This is a genomic window from Streptomyces sp. NPDC086777, assembly GCF_040702065.1.
Classification (GTDB): Bacteria; Actinomycetota; Actinomycetes; order Streptomycetales; family Streptomycetaceae; genus Streptomyces.
Genome location: NZ_JBFBJI010000064.1, coordinates 1 through 21,948, shown reverse-complemented (window position 1 = coordinate 21,948; position 21,948 = coordinate 1). Strand labels below are relative to the sequence as shown.

18 protein-coding genes are annotated in these 21,948 nt (G+C 72.4%); 14 read left to right on the top strand and 4 right to left on the bottom strand.

Annotated elements, in window-relative coordinates; all coding sequences use genetic code 11:
- The first annotated feature begins 168 nt into the window (after positions 1-168).
- The 5 genes from AB0472_RS43995 to AB0472_RS43975 all read left to right on the top strand — a co-directional run bounded on the left by AB0472_RS43995 (position 169) and on the right by AB0472_RS43975 (position 6,983).
- Positions 169-462, top strand: coding sequence for a DUF503 domain-containing protein (locus AB0472_RS43995; RefSeq protein ID WP_046732584.1), 294 nt, complete (start codon positions 169-171; stop codon positions 460-462).
- Between the two features lie 46 nt (positions 463-508).
- On the top strand, positions 509-967 hold the full coding sequence (rbfA, locus tag AB0472_RS43990) for a 30S ribosome-binding factor RbfA (protein WP_351502553.1): 459 nt from the start codon (positions 509-511) through the stop codon (positions 965-967).
- Positions 964-1,869: a tRNA pseudouridine(55) synthase TruB gene (gene truB, locus AB0472_RS43985; RefSeq protein ID WP_366365141.1), complete on the top strand. Its 906-nt coding sequence runs from the start codon at positions 964-966 to the stop codon at positions 1,867-1,869. The genes rbfA and truB overlap by 4 nt, the downstream gene beginning before the upstream one ends.
- Before the next feature lie 313 nt (positions 1,870-2,182).
- Complete coding sequence (locus AB0472_RS43980) at positions 2,183-5,914, top strand: trypsin-like peptidase domain-containing protein (RefSeq protein WP_366365140.1); 3,732 nt, start codon at positions 2,183-2,185, stop codon at positions 5,912-5,914.
- A 118-nt stretch (positions 5,915-6,032) separates the two neighbouring features.
- Entirely contained in the window at positions 6,033-6,983 is a 951-nt protein-coding gene (locus AB0472_RS43975; RefSeq protein ID WP_366365138.1) for a bifunctional riboflavin kinase/FAD synthetase, read from the top strand.
- A gap of 80 nt (positions 6,984-7,063) precedes the next feature.
- Here AB0472_RS43975 and AB0472_RS43970 read toward each other — a convergent pair whose 3' ends face one another.
- Positions 7,064-10,420: an SCO5717 family growth-regulating ATPase gene (locus AB0472_RS43970; RefSeq protein ID WP_366365136.1), complete on the bottom strand. Its 3,357-nt coding sequence runs from the start codon at positions 10,418-10,420 to the stop codon at positions 7,064-7,066.
- 275 nt (positions 10,421-10,695) lie between these two features.
- Here AB0472_RS43970 and AB0472_RS43965 point away from each other — a divergent pair, with 275 nt between their 5' ends.
- Positions 10,696-10,836 (top strand): hypothetical protein, encoded by a 141-nt coding sequence (locus AB0472_RS43965; protein ID WP_366365134.1) that lies wholly within the window; start codon positions 10,696-10,698, stop codon positions 10,834-10,836.
- A gap of 11 nt (positions 10,837-10,847) precedes the next feature.
- Here the strand turns inward: AB0472_RS43965 and AB0472_RS43960 are convergent, their stop codons facing one another.
- A complete protein-coding gene (locus AB0472_RS43960) occupies positions 10,848-11,141 on the bottom strand; it encodes a DUF397 domain-containing protein (protein ID WP_351962692.1) in 294 nt (97 codons plus the stop codon).
- A 289-nt stretch (positions 11,142-11,430) separates the two neighbouring features.
- Here AB0472_RS43960 and rpsO point away from each other — a divergent pair, with 289 nt between their 5' ends.
- The 5 genes from rpsO (at position 11,431) to AB0472_RS43935 (ending at position 16,913) form a co-directional block, all read left to right on the top strand.
- The gene (gene rpsO / locus AB0472_RS43955) at positions 11,431-11,718 is read left to right on the top strand and encodes a 30S ribosomal protein S15 (protein ID WP_004924725.1); all 288 of its coding nucleotides are present in this window, start codon (positions 11,431-11,433) and stop codon (positions 11,716-11,718) included.
- A 344-nt stretch (positions 11,719-12,062) separates the two neighbouring features.
- A complete protein-coding gene (locus AB0472_RS43950; protein WP_366365130.1) occupies positions 12,063-14,288 on the top strand; it encodes a polyribonucleotide nucleotidyltransferase in 2,226 nt (741 codons plus the stop codon).
- A complete protein-coding gene (locus AB0472_RS43945) occupies positions 14,285-15,664 on the top strand; it encodes a pitrilysin family protein (protein WP_366365128.1) in 1,380 nt (459 codons plus the stop codon). The genes AB0472_RS43950 and AB0472_RS43945 overlap by 4 nt, the downstream gene beginning before the upstream one ends.
- A 29-nt stretch (positions 15,665-15,693) precedes the next feature.
- The gene (gene dapB, locus AB0472_RS43940; RefSeq protein ID WP_366365125.1) at positions 15,694-16,446 is read left to right on the top strand and encodes a 4-hydroxy-tetrahydrodipicolinate reductase; all 753 of its coding nucleotides are present in this window, start codon (positions 15,694-15,696) and stop codon (positions 16,444-16,446) included.
- A 14-nt stretch (positions 16,447-16,460) separates the two neighbouring features.
- Positions 16,461-16,913, top strand: coding sequence for a hypothetical protein (locus AB0472_RS43935; protein WP_366365123.1), 453 nt, complete (start codon positions 16,461-16,463; stop codon positions 16,911-16,913).
- Positions 16,914-17,013: 100 nt separating this feature from the next.
- On the opposite strand, the gene AB0472_RS43930 is transcribed toward AB0472_RS43935, so the two are convergent.
- Positions 17,014-17,568 (bottom strand): hypothetical protein, encoded by a 555-nt coding sequence (locus tag AB0472_RS43930; protein WP_366365122.1) that lies wholly within the window; start codon positions 17,566-17,568, stop codon positions 17,014-17,016.
- A gap of 90 nt (positions 17,569-17,658) precedes the next feature.
- A complete protein-coding gene (locus tag AB0472_RS43925) occupies positions 17,659-17,895 on the bottom strand; it encodes a hypothetical protein (RefSeq protein ID WP_366365120.1) in 237 nt (78 codons plus the stop codon).
- Positions 17,896-18,096: 201 nt separating this feature from the next.
- Here AB0472_RS43925 and thyX point away from each other — a divergent pair, with 201 nt between their 5' ends.
- From thyX to AB0472_RS43910, 3 genes are all read left to right on the top strand, one after another.
- The gene (gene thyX / locus AB0472_RS43920) at positions 18,097-18,837 is read left to right on the top strand and encodes an FAD-dependent thymidylate synthase (RefSeq protein ID WP_366365119.1); all 741 of its coding nucleotides are present in this window, start codon (positions 18,097-18,099) and stop codon (positions 18,835-18,837) included.
- A 223-nt stretch (positions 18,838-19,060) separates the two neighbouring features.
- A complete protein-coding gene (gene dapA / locus AB0472_RS43915; RefSeq protein WP_366365117.1) occupies positions 19,061-19,960 on the top strand; it encodes a 4-hydroxy-tetrahydrodipicolinate synthase in 900 nt (299 codons plus the stop codon).
- Between the two features lie 162 nt (positions 19,961-20,122).
- Positions 20,123-21,808: a ribonuclease J gene (locus AB0472_RS43910; RefSeq protein WP_366365115.1), complete on the top strand. Its 1,686-nt coding sequence runs from the start codon at positions 20,123-20,125 to the stop codon at positions 21,806-21,808.
- Positions 21,809-21,948 lie beyond the last annotated feature (140 nt).

Here is a 21,948-nt window from a genome sequence, read left to right as displayed (position 1 = left end):
CCCCGTGGCGGTCACCTCCTGACCCATCGAGTCGGGTGGGCGGGCGGAAGGCGGGTGACGTTGCCGACCCCCATCACCGGGGAAAGTCGGTCGAGCCCCCGGCAGGGACGGGGTACCGTTCCTGACAGGGCCATCGATCCCGTACCGGCGGGTTAACCGGATACATACATGTACGTGGGGACCCTGTCCTTCGACCTCCTCCTCGGCGACATCCACTCGCTCAAGGAGAAGCGCTCCGTCGTCCGCCCGATCGTCGCCGAACTCCAGCGGAAGTACGCCGTGAGCGCGGCCGAGGTGGACCACCTGGACCTTCACCGCAGGGCCGGCATCGGCCTTGCCATGGTCTCCGGCGACGCCGCGCACCTGACCGACGTACTCGACCGGTGCGAACGGCTGGTCGCCGGCCGCCCCGAGGTGGAACTGCTGTCCGTCCGACGGCGCTTCCACGGCGACGACGACTAGACCTGAGACCTGAGAACGACAAGAAGAAAGAACGGGAGACGGACCAGTGGCCGACAACGCGCGGGCGAAAAGGCTGGCGGACCTCATTCGAGAGGTGGTGGCCCAGAAGCTGCAGCGCGGGATCAAGGACCCGCGGCTCGGTACCCACGTCACCATCACGGACACCCGGGTCACGGGTGACCTCAGGGAGGCGACCGTCTTCTACACGGTGTACGGCGACGAGGAGGAGCGGAAGGCCGCGGCCGCCGGTCTGGAGAGCGCCAAGGGCATCCTCCGGTCCGAGGTCGGCCGTGCCGCCGGTGTGAAGTTCACGCCGACCCTCGCCTTCGTGGCGGACGCCCTCCCGGACACCGCCCGCAACATCGAGGACCTCCTCGACCGGGCGCGCCAGTCCGACGCGAAGGTCCGCGAGGCCTCCGCGGGCGCCGCCTACGCCGGTGAGGCCGACCCGTACAAGAAGCCGGGCGAGGACGACGCCGACGAGACGGACGACGCCACCGAATGACCAGCAAGCCCACCCCGCCCGACGGCCTAGTCATCGTCGACAAGCCGTCGGGCTTCACCTCGCACGACGTCGTCGCCAAGATGCGGGGCATCGCCCGCACCCGGCGCGTCGGGCACGCAGGCACCCTCGACCCCATGGCCACGGGTGTCCTCGTCCTCGGTGTCGAGCGCGCCACCAAGCTCCTCGGGCACCTCGCCCTCACCGAGAAGGAGTACCTGGGGACGATCCGCCTCGGGCAGAACACGGTCACCGACGACGCCGAGGGCGAGATCACCTCGTCCACCGACGCCTCCGCGGTCACCCGCGAGGCCGTCGACACCGGCATCGCCAAGCTGACCGGCGCCATCATGCAGGTCCCGTCCAAGGTCAGCGCCATCAAGATCGACGGCGTACGGTCGTACAAGCGGGCCCGGGACGGCGAGGACTTCGACATCCCGGCCCGCCCGGTGACCGTCTCGTCGTTCGCCGTGTACGACGTCCGGGACGCCGTCGCCGAGGACGGCACCCCCGTCCTCGACCTGGTGGTCTCCGTCGTCTGCTCCTCCGGCACCTACATCCGGGCCCTCGCCCGCGACCTCGGCGCCGATCTGGGCGTCGGTGGTCACCTCACCGCGCTGCGCCGCACCCGCGTCGGCCCGTACAAGCTGGACTCCGCACGCACCCTCGACCAGCTCCAGCAGGAGCTGACCGTGATGCCGATCGCGGAGGCCGCGGGCGCCGCGTTCCGCCGCTGGGACGTCGACGAGCGGCGGGCCCGCCTGCTCACCAACGGCGTGCGGCTGGAGATGCCCGACGAGTACGCGGGCGCCGGCCCCGTCGCCGTGTTCGACCCCGAGGGCCGCTTCCTGGCGCTCGTGGAGGAGCAGAAGGGCAAGGCGAAGAGCCTCGCCGTCTTCACCTGAGGCCGGTTCGCGGGGGGGGGGGGGGGGGTGTCCGGGCCCACCTGCGCCGCCGAGTCCGTCGGGCCCTGCCCGTGGAGCGGCGACCACGGGGTCTGGCGCCGCCGCCGCTCCACGGTCCCCCCTCGGTTCCCCCACCCCTAGGGTGTATCCACCCGCCCCGGGCTATTCACCCGACCGAGCAGGCGCTCGGAGTGAACCGGGGGAGCGGAGGGGGGCGCGTTCACCGCCCGCTCTGTCCCGCTGATCATTTCGCGCCTACGGTCGAAGTCGGCCCCGGACAAGGGCACGGGTGTACGGGCGGGGAGGTTCGATCATGGCGGGACGCGGCCCGCGGACCGGGAGCGGTCGCCGGACGGCGGCGGGCGCGCGGGAGGCGGTGCAGGAGACGGGGCCGGGGCTGGACGAGCGGCTGGTCCGGATCCGGGACCTCGCCGGGCGCCCGCGCGGTACCGGCTTCCTGGCCGATCACCACGGGACGCTCATCACCAGCCACGAGGCCGTCGACGGCCTGGCCCGGATCGTGCTGCACGCGGCCGGCGACCGCACCTGCGTGGTCGGCTCGGACGCCGTCGTGCCGCTGCCCGCCCACGACCTGGCCCTGGTCCGCACCGAGGGCCTCGCCGTGGACCCGCTCCCGATCAGCGTACGGGAGCGCATCCCGGCCGGCGCCTACGTGCGCGTCGCCGCCGACCGCTGGCGCGAGGCCCGGGTGCTGGCCGCGACCCAGGTGACGTACACCGCCACCGACCGCTTCCACCTCCTCGAAGACGCCCTGGAACTGGCGATCGGCACGGCCGGCCGGGACGCCCTGCGGCTGGGCGGCGGTGTGGCCGGCGGCCCGGTCCTGGACGCGGAGACCGGCGCGGTCCTGGCCGTCCTGGGCACCGCGCTCCAGTCCGGCCAGCGTGACGTGGGCTTCGCCGTCCCGCTCCACCACCCCGGCTGCGGCCCCCTCGCCGACCTCCTGGCCACCAACGCGGCCACGGTCCCGGCCTACGGCATCGACCTCAACCTCGCGGGCGTACTCGAACTGACAGCGACCTCGGTGCGCCAGGACGGCCCTCCGGGAGCCCTGGCCGGACACATCGGCTCCGCGGCCCCCCGCATGTCCGCCTCCCACCCCGGAACGCCCCACCCCGGAACGCCCCACCCCGGAACGCCCCACCCCGGGGCGCCCCAAAGGGGCGCGGGGGACTGCGCGACCAGCCCCCACCCACCCGCAGCGGCACCACCACCTTTCACGGCACTCACAGGCGAGTACACCGGTCCCGTACCACCGGTGGAACGAGCCGAGACTGCAAGGGAACTGTCGGCCTTCGCCGAAGGCACCCCCACCGCCACCGGAAAGCCCACGGCCGCCGTCCTGGCCCTGGTCGGCGCCCCCGGAACGGGCCGCACCACGGAACTCGCCGCACTCGCCGCCCGCCGCACCCGCGCGGCGAACCCCGCTCCCACCCTCTGGCTCCGCGGCGCCGACCTGAGGGACGCCGACGACTCCGTCGCCGTCGCCGCCCGCCGCTCCCTGGAGCGCGCGGTCCGGATCGTCGCCGCCTCCCGCTCCCAACTCCCCAGTGATCTAGGTGAGTTGACCGTGGAGCGGCTGGCCCGGCTCGCCGCCCGCGCCGGCCGCCCGCTCCTCCTCCTGCTGGACGGCCCCGAGGAGATGCCCCCGGTCCTCGCCCACCGGCTCCCCGTCTGGACCGAGGGCACCGCCGACTGGCTGCGCGACACCGGCGCCCGCCTCCTGCTCGCCTGCCGTGCGGAGTACTGGGAGCGGGCGGGCAACGAGTTCCCGCCCGACCTGCTGCACCGGGGCCCCGGCGACCCCGGTTGCGTCCGGCTGACCGCCTTCACCCCCGACGAGGCCCGCCGCGCCCGCTCCCGCTACGGCATCCCCGACGGTGCCCTCGTCGACCGCGACGCCCGCCACCCCCTTGCCCTGCGACTGCTCTCCGAGGTCAGGGCCGCCCTCCCGGACGCCCCGGTCGACGACGACCCCCTCGACCGGCACGACGTCCTCGCCGCCCACCTCGACCTGATGTGCCTGCGCATCGCGGTCCGCCTGGCCGCCGAGAACGGCCTGCGCGGCACGGCCGTACGACGGCTCGCCGCCCGGGTCTCCGGGCATGTGCACGAGGCCGCCCGGCGCAGTCTCGGTCCCGGGCAGGGCGAGCTGGACCGGGAGTCGTTCGAGGCGGTGTTCCCCTGGGGACCCGTCCCGGCCCACCTCGGCGGCGGCTCCGGCTGGGCCTCCGCCGTGCTCACCGAAGGCCTGCTGGTACCGGCCGGCGGCGGCTACCGCTTCGCCCACGAGGAGTTCGCCGACTGGATCCAGGGCATGCACCTGGACCTGGACGAGGCACTGCAGGCCCTCGTCCACCGCCCCCGCCCCGCCCTGGCCGCCCACTCGCTGCCCGTCCCGCACCACAGGGCCGGCCCGGTCGTCCAGGCCCTGCTCCTGCTCGACCGCGAGTACGGGCCCGCCCGACTCGCGCCCCGGCTCGACGAGTTGGCGCACGCCCTCGACCTGGACCCCGGCTCCTGGTGGGCCGCGCGCCTGCTCGCCCAGACCCTGCTGCGGCTGCCCGACGCGACCCCGTACACCGGGGTGCTGCGCCTGCTCGCCGACCGGGTGATGGGGCGGCAGCGCATCGTGCCGCCGGAGTTCGGCCCGGACTTCTGGACCGAGCTCGCCCTCCCGGACGCCGCCCGCCTCGACCTGCTGCGCAGGCTCGTCCTCGCCGACGAGCCGCTGCCGGAGACCGTCGGCATCAGCCGCTTCGGCCCCCGGCCGACCCGGCCGCCGGCCCGGCCGGCGACGGAGGAGTCCGACGGCGCCACCCCCCGCTACCTGGACGCCGTGGCCCGGCTGCTGGCCGCCGACCCCGTCGCCGTACAGCCGTGTCTCACCCGGTGGTTCGACGACGAGCGGCCGTTGCCCGCGATGCCGCACGCCACCGTGGCGACGGCGGCCCAGGCGCTGCTGCACACCCACCGGCGCCGGGCTCCGGACGAGCTGACCGAGGTGCTGGTGGACGCGGCGCACCGGCGCGGCGACGAACTGCTCGCCGTACTGGCCGAGGACGAGCCGTCAGCGGTGTGCCGGGCCGTGGACCGCTGGGCGCACGACGAACGCCCGGCCCGCCGGGTGGCCGCCGTGGCCCACGGACTGCGCACCGCCCCGCACGTGCGCAGCGAACCCGACCGCGCACTCCTCCGCTACGCCGCCCTCGCCCTGCTCGCCCGCCCCGCCGACTGCACCCTGCACGGCGGCGCCCTCGCCCTGCTGGTCCGCGACCCGGTGACCCGCGCCCGCCATCTCCCGCAGGCACTGCGGCACTTCGCCGACGACGACCACCAGCTGACGCCCGCCGCCCTGGTCCCCGCCCTCGCCACCCACCCCGACGAGGTCCTGGAGGCCTTCCGCGCCCGGCTGCGCGGACCGGACGCGGGCCAGGTCCTGCGCACCCTCGTCCACGTCACCGCGCCCGCCCTCGCCCGGCGGGTCACCGGGCTGGTCCTGGAGGCCGCCGAGCTGCGGCCGGAGCTGGCCGGGCAGGTGGCCAGTTTCGTCGAGCGCCGCCTGGACCAGGGCGCCGAGTCCCGCACCGTCCTGCTGCCGCTGGTCACCGAGCTGCTCGACGACGGTCCCGAGCCGGTCCGGGCGGCCCTCGCGACGGTCCTCGGTGCGGCGGGCACCCCCGTCTCGCGACCGCTGCGCCGGGAGCTCCTGGAGTTCCTGCTGGGCCGTGAGCGCGACCCGGGCGTCCTGAACGCGCTGCTGCACGCGGCCGCCGCACAGCGCGAGGACGACGGCGACGGGATGCGCGAGCTGGTCAGGCGCACCGGGCTGCTGCTGGTCCGCACCCCGGACGGGGCGACCCTCTTCGACCGCGGACTGGTCGACCTCGGCCGGCACGTCCCCGGCTTCGCGGCCCTGATGGCCCGCTGGCTCACCGACACCCCGCAGGAGTGGGCGGCGGTGGTCGGGCCCAGCACCCGCCGCATGCTGGGAAACCTGGCGGGTGTCCGGGTGCCGGCGTGAGCACGGACACGTGCGCCGGGTCACAGCGACCGTGCCGGTGTGAGACGGGTCCGGCAAACATGGCACCCTTAGACCTGCGTAAGACGGACAACGGACACAGGTTCGAGGAGCGGACACAGTGCAGCGCTGGCGTGGCTTGGAGGACATCCCCGAGGGCTGGGGGCGCAGCGTCGTCACCATCGGGTCCTACGACGGCGTGCACCGCGGTCACCAGCTGATCATCCGGCATGCCGTGGAACGCGCCCGTGAGCTGGGCATCCCGGCCGTCGTCGTCACCTTCGACCCGCACCCCAGCGAGGTCGTGCGCCCCGGCAGCCACCCCCCGCTGCTCGCCCCGCACCACACCCGCGCGGAGTTGATGGCGGAGCTGGGCGTGGACGCGGTCCTGATCCTGCCCTTCACCACCGAGTTCTCGAAGCTGTCGGCCGCCGACTTCGTGGTGAAGGTCCTGGTCGACAAGCTGCACGCCAAGGCGGTCGTCGAGGGCCCCAACTTCCGCTTCGGCCACAAGGCCGCGGGCAACGTCGAGTTCCTCGTCGAGCAGGGCAAGGTGTACGACTTCGAGGTCGAGGTCGTCGACCTGTTCGTGCGCGGGGAGGCGGGCGGCGGCGAGCCGTTCTCCTCGACCCTGACCCGGCGCCTGGTCGCCGAGGGCGACATGGCGGGCGCCCGCGAGATCCTGGGCCGCCCGCACCGGGTGGAGGGCGTGGTCGTGCGGGGCGCCCAGCGCGGCCGCGAGCTGGGCTTCCCCACCGCCAACGTGGAGACCCTCCCGCACACCGCGATCCCCGCCGACGGCGTCTACGCCGGCTACCTGCACGCGCAGGGCGAGGTGATGCCGGCCGCGATCTCCGTCGGCACCAACCCGCAGTTCGACGGCACCGAGCGCACGGTGGAGGCGTACGCCATCGACCGCGTGGGCCTCGACCTGTACGGCCTGCACGTCGCCGTCGACTTCCTGGCCTACGTCCGCGGCCAGGCCAAGTTCGACTCCCTCGACGCCCTGCTCGAGCAGATGGCCGAGGACGTCAAGCGCTGCCGGGAACTGGTGGCGGCCGAGACCGCCTGATCGGGCGGGGAGCTCGGCAGAGGCGTGACGCCGAAGGGCGGCCGGTGCGGCGAGGCACCGGCCGCCCTTCGGCGTTCCGGCTACTGCTGCGGGGGCTGCGGCGGCTGCGGGGGCTGCTGCGGGTAGCCGTATCCCGGCTGCTGCGGATAGGGCTGGGCGCCGGGCTGGGGCTGGCCGTACGGCGGCTGCGGGTACGGCTGCTGGCCCTGCGGGTACGGCTGCGGGGGATAGGGCTGCCCGGGCGGCGCGTACGGCTGCGGCTGCCCGGGGGCGTAGGGCTGCTGGCCGGGCAGCGGCCCGCCGGGCATCGGCGGGGCGGCCACCGGCGGCGGGTTGCCGTCGTTGGTCCACAGGCCGTGCATCTGCTGGTGCCGGACGAAGTCCTCGGCGACCATCGCGGCGAGGTTGAAGTACGCCTCCCGCACCTTCGGCCGCATCATGTCGAGGTCGACCTCGGCACCGGCGGACAGGTGCTCGTCGAAGGGGACGACCACGACGCCCCGGCAGCGCGTCTCGAAGTGCGCCACGATGTCCTCGACCTTGATCATCTTGCCGGTCTCGCGGACCCCGGAGATCACGGTGATGGAACGGGACACGAGGTCGGCGTACCCGTGCGCGGACAGCCAGTCCAGCGTCGTGCTCGCGCTGCTCGCTCCGTCCACCGACGGCGTCGAGATGATGATCAGCTGATCGGCGAGGTCGAGCACCCCGCGCATCGCGCTGTACAGCAGACCGGTGCCGGAGTCGGTGAGGATGACCGGGTACTGCTTGCCCAGCACGTCGATCGCGCGCCGGTAGTCCTCGTCGTTGAACGTGGTCGAGACGGCCGGGTCGACGTCGTTGGCGATGATCTCCAGGCCGGACGGGGCCTGCGAGGTGAACCGCCTGATGTCCATGTACGAGTTGAGGTACGGGATCGCCTGGACCAGGTCGCGGATGGTGGCCCCGGTCTCGCGGCGCACGCGGCGGCCGAGCGTGCCGGCGTCCGGGTTGGCGTCGATGGCGAGGATCTTGTCCTGGCGCTCGGTGGCAAGAGTGGAGCCGAGCGCGGTGGTCGTGGTGGTCTTGCCGACCCCGCCCTTGAGGCTGATCACCGCTATCCGGTAGCAGGAGAGCACCGGTGTGCGGATCAGGTCCAGCTTCCGCTGGCGCTCGGCCTCCTCCTTCTTCCCGCCGATCTTGAACCGGGAGGACGCGGCGGCGGGCCGGCCGCTCTTCGCCTTCTGCTTCTTGTTGTTGAGCAGCCGGTCGGAGGACAGCTCCACGGCGGCGGTGTAACCCAGCGGCGCGGCACCGGGGTTGGTCATCTGCCGCTGGTCGTGCTGCATGGGCTGCGGCCAGGCGGCCCCGACCCGGGGGTCGACGGGCGCCTGGGGCTGCGCGGCCTGCGGGTCGGCTGCCTGCGGGCTCTGCGGCGGCTGCTGCGGTACGGCCCCTGCGGCGCGCGGGTCCTGCGGGGCGCCCTGCGGCTGAGGCTGCGGCTGGGCCTGCGGCGGCTGGCCCGGCTGCGGGAATCCGTAGCCGCCGGGCGGGACCTGGGCCTGCGGCTGTCCGGGCTGCGGGAAGCCGTAGCCGCCCGGTCCCTGCGGTGGCGGGACGGGACCGCCCGGCTGCGGGAACCCGTAGCCGCCCTGCGCGTCGGGCGCGGCGGGCTGTGGGGCGTACGGCTGGGGCTGTCCGTGCTGCGGGGGCGCCGGCTGGTTCCAGGCGGCGGGCGCGGGCTGCGGTGCCTGCGGCTGGAACGGCTGCGGACCCTGCGCGGCGGCGGGCTGGGGCTGCGGCTGACCGGGCGCCTGCTCCGGTGCCGCCGGCTGGACCGGCCACTGCGCGGCGGGCGTGGGGGCCGCGGGCTGGTACGACGGCGGCAGCGGCGGGACCACCGCCGGAGGCGTCGGCGGGGGAGCCCAGGCGGTGGGCACCAGGTCCTCGGGGGCCGGGGGCGCGTCCTGCGGCGGGGCCGGGGGCGCGGGGACGGCGGGGGGCTGCACGGGGGCGACCGCGGCCACGGCGTCATCGGTCTCGGGGCGCGTCTCGGCGTCGTCGCCGTCGCCGCCGGCGGGGGCCTCCACAGCGTCGTGGTCATGGGCGTCCACGGCGCTGTCGTCATGGGCGTCCACGACGGCCGCGTCCCGGGGCTCGTCCTCGTCCGTGTCGTCCGCGGGGGCGGTGTCCCGCACGGCCTCGTCCACCGCGGCCGCACCGTCGGCATCGACCGCGTCCTCGGCATCGGTACCGACTTCGGCACCGGCATCGATCTCGGCATTGGTCCCGGGCCCGGCGTCCGCGCCCTCGGACTCGTCGCCCGGGGACGCGTCCTCGGCCGTTTCCTCGTCGCTGCCCTCGGGGGCCGCCTCGGAGTCCACCGGGGGCGCGTCTGCCGTGGCCTGAACTGCGGTCTGCTCTTCCGCCTCGTCGGCGGCGACGGGCCCGGCGGCCTCGGCCGTCTCGCGCTTCAGCGCGACGGGGGAGAACCGCATCGTCGAACCGCTCTCCAGGTCGCCGTTGCCCTCCTCGGCCTCCGGGGCGGGGTTGTCGGCGGCGGGCTGCGGCTCGAAACCGACCGGCAACTGCGGTACGGCGGCCGGACCGCCGACGGGCGGCGCGGCCGGAGCGGGAGCGGGAGCCGGGGCCTGGGCCGGGATGAACGGTGCCTTGGGCGGTGCGGCCGGCGCCCCGGCGTTCGCGCTCGGCGCCGGGGGAGTGAACGGCGCGCCCGGCGTGGCGGCGGGCGCCGGAGTGAACGGTGCGCCGGGAGTTGACGCGGGTGGCGCGGTGAACGGCGCACCCGGCGTCGGAACGGCCGGCGGGGTGGTCGGCGGGGTGGCCGGCACGCCCGGCGCCGGTGGAGCAGGCACCGAAGCCGCCGGAGGCGTGAAGGGCGCCCCGGGCGTCGCGGCGGGCGGGGGCGTGAAGGGCGCCCCGGGCGTCGCGGCAGGCGGGGGCGTGAACGGCGCCCCGGGCGTCGCCGCGGGCGGGGGAGTGAACGGCGCTCCGGGAGCCGACGTCGGTGGGGGTGTGAACGGCGCGCCCGGAGCCGACGTCGGCGGAGACGGCGGCGGAGTGAACGGCACCCCGGGACCCGGCCGCCCGCCACCCTGCTGGGCGTGCGGAGGAGGGGTCAGCCCGGGGATCGGCGCCCCCGGCGGGAACGGCGAACGTGGCTGGCCGGCACGCGCCGTACCGGCGCCGGCACCCGGCCCACCCGGCCCCGGACCTGCACCCGGCCCGCTCTGCGCGTCGGACGCGTCCGCGGGTCCCGAGCCGCCCGGTCCGCCGGCCGCCGGCGGGGAACCGTCGGCGGCGTTCTGCGTGTACCAGGCGGGCGGCGCGTAGTCGATCGTGAACTCGCCCGTCATCTCGTTGAGGGACTCCGCGTCGGGCTGGTCATCGCCGGGTGTGGCCCAGCCCCCGCGGTTCCCGTCCCGATCGCTGCTCACAGTTCCTCCTGGTGTGGTCGAGCACCCTCATGCCGTGCCGGTGCGACGACCATGTCGTGTCGTTCTCAGCATCCGTGTTCGTGTGAGGTAGTCCGATCCACCGGCTCTCCCCCTCGGGACACCGGCGCCGTGTTTCACGTTCCCGACGTCGTGCCCCCCTCCCAGCCTAATCACCGTGAGCCGCACCTCGGCAGGCCCGTCCGCCTCTCGTCAGGGGTCCGCCTGGTCACACCCTGCCCCGAAGTGGTGTGCGGAGCCTTCGTATTGCCGAACAGGTGATGAACAAAACGGGCAAGTACCGTCAGTCCGGATACCAGTTGGTGTCCGTCCGCCTGCCCCTGCTGGTCGCGGGCGGACGAACCGACCTGCGGGCGCGGGAACTCGAAGGGGCGGCACGCCTGCGTGCCGCCCCTTGATGCCTGCCCGTCTACTGGGTGGCCAGCCCGCCGTTGCGCTCGTTCGGCTCCAGGTCGAACTCCCCGTCCCGCGCGCCCAGCACGAACGCCCGCCACTCCGCCTCGGTGTACCGCAGCACGGTGCCGTGGTCGAGCGAGGACCGCATGGCCACCGCGCCCTCGGGCAGGTAGGCGATCTCGACCCGCTCCTCGTCCTGCTCGGTACCGGGCGCGCAGTGCCACTCGACGCCCGAGATGTCGAGCGCGTAGAGCTCGTCCCGTTCCCGCTCCTTGCGCGCCTTCATCTCCTCAGCCGTCTCGCTCATCCCGCAGCGACCCCTTCCCGTCGTACCCGGCCCGTGACCGTCGCCCCGGGGCTGTGACCGTCACACTACTGGCGGTCGCACCGGCCTCGTGGTTTCTTCCGGATCCCCGGGACAGAGCCCCTCACCGGCACTGGTACCCTTGACGACGGCCGTTCGTGTACGCACCCCCGGAGTCCCCCGCGGACCCTGGAGGCAGCGCCCAGCGGATCCCCGCCTCCCGAGTAACGGAAGCTCCCCCGAGACAAAGACCGGGGGCACTCGGTGGCCATTCAGACTACGAGGAGTACGAGTGTCGCTCGACGCCGCAGTGAAGAAGCAGATCATCTCCGAGTTCGGTACCAAGGAGGGTGACACCGGCTCCCCCGAGGTCCAGGTCGCTCTGCTGTCCCGTCGGATCTCCGACCTGACGGAGCACCTCAAGACCCACAAGCACGACCACCACTCCCGTCGTGGTCTGCTGATCCTGGTCGGTCAGCGCCGTCGCCTCCTGCAGTACCTGGCGAAGAAGGACATCCAGCGCTTCCGTGCGCTGGTCGACCGTCTGGGCATCCGCCGCGGTGCGGCGGGCGCCAAGTAGGACGCCGTGAAGGGAGCGGTTCCCGGAGAGACACCCCGGGGCCGCTCCCTTTGCCGTACGTGCGGAAACGTGCGGAGTGTCACTCACGCTTTGTAGTGTGGTAGCACAACGCAATACGCACGACACAGCACGACAGCTGACACAGCAGGACAACGAAGAAGGAGAAGCGCACCCAAGCCGCCGCCGGTCCTCGGTAGTGGCCCCCGGGGGAAAGCGAGCCCCGGGTGCTTCGATCGAAGACCGGCCCGCACAGCACGGCGCGCTTCTCCGCAACCGTCCCCCCGCCACACGGGCGGATCGGGACAAAAGACGCAACGCAGACGAAAGTAACGGAGAAAACGCTAGTGGAGAACGAGACCCACTACGCCGAGGCCGTCATCGACAACGGCGCCTTCGGCACCCGCACCATCCGCTTCGAGACGGGCCGCCTGGCCAAGCAGGCCGCCGGCTCCGCCGTGGCGTACCTGGACGACGACACCATGGTGCTGTCGGCCACCACCGCCTCCAAGAACCCCAAGGACCAGCTCGACTTCTTCCCCCTCACGGTGGACGTCGAGGAGCGGATGTACGCCGCCGGCAAGATCCCGGGTTCCTTCTTCCGCCGTGAGGGCCGGCCGAGCGAGGACGCGATCCTCACCTGCCGCCTGATCGACCGCCCGCTGCGCCCGTCCTTCAAGAAGGGCCTGCGCAACGAGATCCAGGTCGTCGCCACCATCATGGCGCTCAACCCCGACCACCTGTACGACGTCGTCGCGATCAACGCCGCGTCCGCGTCCACCCAGCTGGCCGGTCTGCCCTTCTCCGGCCCGATCGGCGGCGTCCGCGTCGCGCTGATCAACGGCCAGTGGGTCGCGTTCCCGACCCACAGCGAGCTCGAGGACGCCGTCTTCGACATGGTCGTCGCCGGTCGCGTCCTGGAGGACGGCGACGTCGCGATCATGATGGTCGAGGCCGAGGCCACCGAGAAGACCATCCAGCTGGTCAAGGGCGGCGCCGAGGCGCCGACCGAGGACGTCGTGGCCGCCGGCCTGGACGCCGCGAAGCCCTTCATCAAGGTCCTCTGCAAGGCCCAGGCCGACCTCGCCGCCAAGGCCGCCAAGCCGACCGGCGAGTTCCCGATCTTCCTCGACTACCAGGACGACGTCCTGGAGGCGCTGTCCGCCGCCGTCCGCCCGGAGCTCGCCTCCGCGCTGACCATCGCGGGCAAGCAGGAGCGCGAGGCCGAGCTGGACCGCGTCAAGGGCCTGGCCGCCGAGAAGCTGCTCCCGGAGTTCGAGGGCCGCGAGAAGGAGATCTCCGCCGCGTACCGCTCGCTCACCAAGCAGCTGGTCCGCGAGCGCGTGATCAAGGAGAAGAAGCGCATCGACGGCCGCGGCGTCACGGACATCCGTACGCTCGCCGCCGAGGTCGAGGCCATCCCGCGCGTGCACGGCTCGGCGCTGTTCGAGCGTGGCGAGACCCAGATCCTGGGCGTCACCACCCTCAACATGCTCCGGATGGAGCAGCAGCTGGACACCCTCTCCCCGGTGACCCGCAAGCGCTACATGCACAACTACAACTTCCCGCCGTACTCCACCGGCGAGACCGGCCGCGTCGGCTCCCCGAAGCGCCGCGAGATCGGCCACGGCGCCCTCGCCGAGCGCGCCCTGGTCCCGGTCCTGCCGACCCGCGAGGAGTTCCCCTACGCGATCCGCCAGGTGTCCGAGGCCCTCGGCTCCAACGGCTCGACGTCCATGGGCTCGGTCTGCGCCTCCACCATGTCGCTGCTGAACGCCGGTGTGCCGCTGAAGGCCCCGGTCGCCGGTATCGCCATGGGCCTGATCTCCCAGGAGATCGACGGCGAGACGCACTACGTCACCCTCACCGACATCCTCGGTGCGGAGGACGCCTTCGGCGACATGGACTTCAAGGTCGCCGGCACCAAGGAGTTCGTGACCGCCCTCCAGCTCGACACCAAGCTGGACGGCATCCCGGCCTCCGTCCTGGCCGCCGCCCTCAAGCAGGCCCGGGACGCCCGCCTCCACATCCTCGACGTGATGATGGAAGCGATCGACAAGCCGGACGAGATGTCCCCGAACGCCCCGCGGATCATCACCGTCAAGATCCCCGTGGACAAGATCGGCGAGGTCATCGGCCCCAAGGGCAAGATGATCAACCAGATCCAGGAGGACACCGGCGCCGAGATCACCATCGAGGACGACGGCACCATCTACATCGGTGCCTCCGACGGTCCGGCCGCCGAGGCCGCCCGCGCCACCATCAACGGCATCGCCAACCCGACGATGCCCGAGGTCGGCGAGCGCTACCTGGGCACGGTCGTGAAGACGACGACGTTCGGCGCCTTCGTCTCGCTACTCCCCGGCAAGGACGGTCTGCTGCACATCTCGCAGATCCGCAAGCTCGCCGGCGGCAAGCGCGTGGAGAACGTCGAGGACGTCCTCGGCGTGGGCCAGAAGGTCCAGGTCGAGATCGCCGAGATCGACTCCCGCGGCAAGCTCTCCCTCATCCCCGTGATCGAGGGCGAGGAGGAGGCCTCCTCCGAGGACGCAAAGGACGACACCGACAAGTGACGTCGAGCAGCTCTACGACGACGGCCCGCACCTCCTCGGAGGCGCGGGCCGTCGCCCGTACCCAAACCCTGATCAAGGGCGAGAACGGCATCGGCACGGTCCGCAAGACCACCCTCCCCGGCGGCCTGCGCATCGTCACCGAGACCCTGCCCTCGGTCCGCTCCGCGACCTTCGGCATCTGGGCCCATGTCGGCTCCCGCGACGAGACCCCCGCTCTGAACGGCGCCACCCACTACCTGGAGCACCTGCTCTTCAAGGGCACCACGCGCCGCTCCGCCCTGGACATCTCCTCCGCCATCGACGCGGTCGGCGGCGAGATGAACGCGTTCACGGCGAAGGAGTACACGTGCTACTACGCACGCGTGCTCGACACCGACCTGCCGCTCGCCATCGACGTCGTCTGCGACATGCTCACGGGCTCCCTGATCCTGGAGGACGACGTCAACGTCGAGCGCGGCGCGATCCTCGAAGAGATCGCGATGACCGAGGACGACCCCGGCGACTGCGTGCACGACCTGTTCGCGCACACCATGTTCGGCGACAACGCCCTCGGCCGCCCGGTCCTCGGCACGGTCGACACGGTCAACGCCCTGACCGCCGACCGCATCCGCCGCTTCTACAAGAAGCACTACGACCCCACCCACCTGGTGGTCGCGGCCGCGGGCAACATCGACCACACCAAGGTCGTACGACAGGTCCGCGCGGCCTTCGAGAAGTCCGGCGCCCTCCGGAGCTCCGAAGCGCAGCCCATCGCCCCGCGCGACGGCAGCCGCACCATCCGCACCGCGGGCCGCGTCGAACTCCTCGGCCGCAAGACCGAGCAGGCGCACGTCGTCCTCGGCATGCCCGGCCTCGCCCGCACCGACGACCGCCGCTGGGCGCTCGGCGTGCTCAACACCGCGCTCGGCGGCGGCATGTCCTCCCGGCTCTTCCAGGAGGTCCGCGAGAAGCGCGGCCTGGCCTACAGCGTGTACTCGTACACCTCGGGCTTCGCCGACTGCGGCCTGTTCGGCGTCTACGCCGGCTGCCGGCCCTCGCAGGTGCACGACGTGCTCAAGATCTGCCGGGACGAACTCGACCAGGTGGCCGCACACGGCCTGCCGGACGAGGAGATAGGGCGTGCCATCGGCCAGCTCCAGGGCTCCACGGTCCTCGGTCTGGAGGACACCGGAGCGCTGATGAACCGTATCGGCAAGAGCGAACTGTGCTGGGGCGAGCAGATGTCCGTCGACGACATGCTGGCCCGGATAGCGGCCGTGACCCCGGACGAGGTCCGCTCGGTCGCCCGCGACGTCCTGGGACAGCGCCCGTCGCTGTCGGTCATCGGCCCGCTCAAGGACAAGCAGGCCGCACGCCTGCACGACGCCGTCGCCTGACACACCACCGGTAAGGAACGAAGACGAAGATGAGCAAGCTGCGCGTGGCGGTCCTCGGTGCCAAGGGCCGGATCGGCTCCGAGGCGGTCAGGGCGGTCGAGGCCGCCGAGGACCTGGAGCTGGTCGCCGCCCTCGGCCGGGGCGACAAGCTGGAGGCGCTGGAGGTCTCCGGCGCCCAGGTCGCCGTCGAACTCACCACCCCCGCCTCGGTGATGGGCAACCTCGACTTCTGCGTGCGCCACGGCATCCACGCCGTCGTCGGCACCACGGGCTGGACCGACGAGCGCCTCGCGCAGCTGAAGGGCTGGCTCGCCCAGTCCCCGGAGACCGGCGTGCTCATCGCCCCGAACTTCTCCATCGGCGCCGTGCTGACGATGAAGTTCGCCCAGCTCGCGGCGCCCTACTTCGAGTCGGTGGAGGTCGTCGAGCTCCACCACCCGAACAAGGTGGACGCGCCGAGCGGTACGGCCACGCGCACCGCCCAGCTCATCGCCGAGGCCCGCCGCGCGGCCGGCACCGCCCCGGCCCCGGACGCCACCGTGACCGCCCTGGACGGCGCGCGCGGCGCCGACGTCGACGGCGTTCCCGTCCACTCCGTGCGCCTCCGCGGCCTCCTGGCCCACCAGGAGGTCCTGCTCGGCGCCGAGGGCGAGACCCTCACCATCCGGCACGACTCCCTCCACCACAGCAGCTTCATGCCGGGCATCCTGCTCGGCGCCCGTCGCGTGGTGACCACTCCGGGCCTGACCTTCGGCCTGGAGAACTTCCTGGACCTGAGCTGAACCGGCAGGACGACATGCGCGCGAAGCTCTCCTACGCCCTCACGGCCGCCGTCCTCCTCTTCTACTTCGTCCTGGTCGGCAGCCGGGGCGTGATGCTCATCCAGACCGGCACGGTCCTCACCGTCACCTTCGGGGTGGCGGTGCTGATCCTGCCGGTCATCGGCCTGTGGTTCCTGTGGAAGAACACCCAGTTCGTCCGCCGGGCCAACGCCCTCGCCGCCGAGCTCGACGCCGAGGGCGGCCTGCCCGTGGACGAGCTGAAGCGCACGCCCGGCGGCCGCATCGACCGGGACTCCGCCGACGAGGTCTTCGCCAAGCGCAAGGCCGAGACCGAGGCCGCCCCCGACGACTGGCGCAGCTGGTTCCGGCTCGCCGTCGCCTACCACGACGCCCGCGACACCCCGCGCGCCCGCAAGGCGATGCAGCGCGCCATCGCCCTGCACGACGGCAGACCACTGGAGGCGTGAGCACCGCGCCCCGGCAGGGGCGCGGTGAACCGCGCGACCAGCCACGACGCCGCCGCAGACGGCACACGGCAGACGGCACATCGCGGCACCTCCGGCGGAGCTACCCGCGCCGGTACTCCGCCGCCCACGCCTCCACCACGTCCGCCGCCCGGTCGAAGGCCGACGTCCGGCCCACGAAGTCCAAGCCGTGCGTGGTGAGCAGCGGCTCGGTGTCCGCCGGGGCGCGGTCCTTGCGCACGAGGGTCAGCGCCTGCCCCTGCACGGTGCGCGGCAGGCCCAGCCAGCGCACCGGCTGCTGTGCCGTCCGCACCTCGACGACCCCCTTCCAGGGCACCGTCCGCGTGTGCAGCAGACCCACCTGGCGCACTCCGTGCGCGCTCACCCACACGCCCATGCGCAGTATCCGCAGTGCGGCGGCGATGATCAGCAGGGCGATGCCGAGGACCGTCCCGGCGGAGGAAAGCGAGCCGGTCAGGGCCAGTGCGACCGCCGCGAACAACACGAACGAGGCGAGCAGCAGCCACAGGGCGGCTCCGCCGACCCGCCACGGCCCGGGCCGGTAGGGGCGCCGCCAGCGGTCGCGGTCGTCGTAGGGCAGGGCGTCGTCGAGTGCCGCGTCGTAGGTGCGGTCGGCCGTCAGGAAGGGCAGGGGCACGGCTGGTCCTCACTCAATCCATGCATGGGCTGTGCCCGGTGAGGCTATCCGCCCGTGTTCCCGCCCACCACTCACGGGGGTCCGGAAGGGTCAGCGCCCCTGGGAGGCCTGCGACTGCTGGGCTCCCGAGTCGGACGGCGTGGACAGCGCCGGCATGCCGAGCACCAGCGAGCCCGCCAGCCCGGCCACGATGGTGAGCCCGAGCAGCCAGCGCCCGGCCACCTGGCTCACGGACAGCCGCTGCCGGGGCGGCGGTGTGACATTGCTGCGGAACCTGTCGGCTTCGGCGAGGAAGGCGAACGGGACCGGTTCGCGCCGACGGAACATGGGCGGTGCATCCCCTCTCGGGATCGAACGAGTGTCTGTCATCTACACAGACGGGCGAGTGACCCGAAAGGTGCCCTGTTTCACCGAATTCACAGAAATCCGCCGGTGCATGTCGCGCCCCGGCACCGGGCGTCCCGATGTCGGTACCGGCCCGTAGAGTGGGCGCCGCCCGAGAGACGTGATGGAAGGACCCTCCGAGCCGTGACCGACACCCCCGCCGACGACCTCAAGCCCAGCTTCCGGAGCGATGTCACCGTCGACCTGGTCAAGCACAGCGCGGCCGACTCCGACGTGCTGTGGGCCGCACGCGTCTCCACCGCCGGCGAGCAGTCCCTGGACGAGCTGAAGAAGGACCCGGAGCGCTCCAAGGGCCTCATCAACTACCTGATGCGGGACCGCCACGGCAGCCCCTTCGAGCACAACTCGATGACCTTCTTCATCAGCGCCCCGATCTTCGTCTTCCGCGAGTTCATGCGGCACCGGGTGGGCTGGTCCTACAACGAGGAGTCGGGTCGCTACCGCGAGCTCCAGCCCGTTTTCTACGTCCCCGACGAGTCCCGGAAGCTCGTCCAGGAGGGCCGCCCCGGCAAGTACGTCTTCGTCGAGGGCACCCAGGCCCAGCAGGAGCTGGTCGGCCGGGCGATGGAGGACTCCTACCGCCAGGCGTACGAGACGTACCAGGAGATGCTCGCCGCCGGCGTCGCCCGGGAGGTGGCCCGCGCGGTTCTGCCCGTCGGCCTCTTCTCCTCGATGTACGCCACCTGCAACGCCCGCTCGCTGATGCACTTCCTCGGCCTGCGCACCCAGCACGAGCTGGCCAAGGTGCCGTCCTTCCCGCAGCGGGAGATCGAGATGGTCGGCGAGAAGATGGAGGCGGAGTGGGCCGGGCTCATGCCGCTCACCCACGCGGCCTTCAACGCCAACGGCCGGGTCGCGCCGTAGCACGGCCCGCGGATCGCGCTTCCTGTCGGGCTCGGCACAGATGTACGGATCAGCCTCGCGAGGTGTCCGTATTGCGGCATTTAGAGAAGTTCATCTAGCCTGATCAAACGGACCCGGCACTGCTTGAACCCCCGAGCAGGCAGTGCCGGGCTCCTTATTTGTCCGGACTTTTCCCGCACCCCAAGGGCAGACCGCGCCGTGAGCACCGAGTAGCGTGTAACCCATGGCTCCGACCTCCACTCCGCAGACCCCCTTCGGGCGGGTCCTCACCGCCATGGTCACGCCCTTCACGGCGGACGGCGCGCTCGACCTCGACGGCGCACAGCGGCTCGCCACCCACCTGGTGGACGCAGGCAACGACGGCCTGATCGTCAACGGGACCACCGGCGAGTCCCCCACCACCAGTGACGCGGAGAAATCGGACCTGGTACGAGCCGTACTGGAGGCGGTCGGCGACCGCGCCCACGTCGTGGCCGGTGTCGGCACCAACGACACCCACCACAGCATCGAGCTGGCCCGCCAGGCCGAGCGCGACGGCGCGCACGGCCTGCTGGTCGTCACGCCGTACTACAACAAGCCCCCGCAGGAGGGCCTGTACCGGCACTTCACGGCCGTCGCCGACGCCGCCGGGCTGCCCGTCATGCTCTACGACATCCCCGGCCGCAGCGGCGTCCCGATCAGCACCGAGACGCTCGTCCGCCTCGCCGAGCACCCGAGGATCGTCGCCAACAAGGACGCCAAGGGCGACCTGGGTCGCGCGAGCTGGGCCATCGCGCGGTCCCGCCTCGCCTGGTACTCCGGCGACGACATGCTGAACCTGCCGCTGCTCTCCGTGGGCGCGGTCGGCTTCGTCTCGGTCGTCGGCCACGTGGTCACCCCGGACCTGCGGGCCCTCGTCGACGCCTACACCTCCGGTGACGTCGTCAAGGCCGCCGAGATCCACCAGAAGCTGCTCCCCGTCTACACCGGCATGTTCCGCACCCAGGGCGTCATGACCACCAAGGCCGCCCTCGCCCTCCAGGGACTGCCGGCCGGACCCCTGCGCGCCCCCATGGTCGAATGTTCGGCCGAGGAGATTGCCCAGCTCAAGATCGATCTTGCCGCCGGCGGGGTACAACTCTGACAACAGACTTCTGCGCGGCCGCCCGCGCAGCAACGCTTCACAACTGAATAAGCGGGACACCGGTGCCCGCACCCCACCTAGACAACGACAACTGCTTATGCACGAACGTCACGCACGCCACGTGCCCGACCGGTACGTGGCGTGCGTGGTGAGGAGAGTCTTTTGAGTCATCCGCATCCTGAACTCGGCCCGCCGCCCCAGCTCCCCGAAGGCGCCCTCCGCGTCACGCCGCTCGGCGGTCTCGGCGAGATCGGCCGAAACATGACCGTCTTCGAGTACGGCGGCCGCCTGCTGATCGTCGACTGCGGAGTGCTCTTCCCCGAGGAGGAGCAGCCCGGAATCGACCTGATCCTGCCGGACTTCTCGTCCATCCGGGACCGCCTCGACGACGTCGAGGGCATCGTGCTCACCCACGGCCACGAAGACCACATCGGCGGCGTCCCGTACCTGCTCCGCGAGAAGCCGGACATCCCGCTGATCGGCTCCAAGCTGACCCTCGCGCTCATCGAGGCGAAGCTCCAGGAGCACCGCATCCGCCCGTACACCCTGGAAGTGGCGGAAGGCCGGCGTGAGCGCGTCGGCCCCTTCGACTGCGAGTTCGTCGCCGTCAACCACTCCATCCCGGACGCCCTCGCGGTCGCCATCCGCACCCCGGCCGGCATGGCCGTCCACACCGGCGACTTCAAGATGGACCAGCTCCCGCTGGACCACCGCCTCACGGACCTCCACGCGTTCGCACGACTGAGCGAGGAGGGCATCGACCTCCTCCTGGCCGACTCGACGAACGCCGAGGTCCCCGGCTTCGTCCCGCCCGAGCGCGACATCTCGAACGTGCTGCGCCAGGTCTTCGGCAGCGCCCGCAAGCGGATCATCGTGGCCAGCTTCGCCAGCCACGTCCACCGCATCCAGCAGATTCTGGACGCGGCCCACGAGTACGGCCGCCGGGTCGCCTTCGTCGGCCGGTCCATGGTCCGCAACATGGGCATCGCCAGGGACCTCGGCTACCTGAAGGTCCCGCCGGGCCTGGTCGTCGACGTCAAGACGCTCGACGACCTCCCCGACCACGAGGTGGTCCTGGTCTGTACGGGCTCCCAGGGCGAACCGATGGCCGCCCTGTCCCGGATGGCCAACCGCGACCACCAGATCCGCATCGTCGACGGCGACACGGTCATCCTGGCGTCGTCGCTCATCCCGGGGAACGAGAACGCGGTCTACCGCGTCATCAACGGCCTGACCCGCTGGGGCGCCAACGTCGTCCACAAGGGCAACGCCAAGGTGCACGTCTCCGGCCACGCGTCCGCCGGCGAGCTGCTGTACTTCTACAACATCTGCCGGCCGAAGAACCTGATGCCGGTCCACGGCGAATGGCGCCACCTGCGTGCCAACGCCGAGCTCGGCGCCCTCACCGGCGTCCCGCACGACCGCATCGTCATCGCCGAGGACGGCGTCGTCGTCGACCTCGTCGGGGGCAAGGCCAAGATCTCCGGCAAGGTCCAGGCGGGCTACGTGTACGTCGACGGTCTCTCGGTCGGCGACGTCGGCGAGCCGGCCCTCAAGGACCGCAAGATCCTCGGCGACGAGGGCATCATCTCGGTCTTCGTGGTCGTCGACTCGTCCACCGGCAAGATCACGGGCGGCCCCCACGTCCAGGCCCGCGGCTCCGGCATCGACGACTCGGCGTTCTCCGCCGTCATCCCGAAGATCTCGGAAGTCCTGGAACGCTCGGCCCAGGACGGCGTCGTGGAACCCCACCAGCTGCAGCAACTCATCCGCCGGACCCTCGGCAAGTGGGTCTCGGACACGTACCGGCGCAGGCCGATGATCCTCCCGGTGGTCGTGGAGGTCTGACGGCGCGTACGGCATCCGTACGACCTGTCGTACGCGTGAACCCGGAGCGGGGGGGGGGGGGGGGGGCGGGGGGGGGGGGGCCGGGGGCCCGGTAGTAGGGGGGAGCCCCCGACCCGACAACGCCGGCAACGAAGGATGTG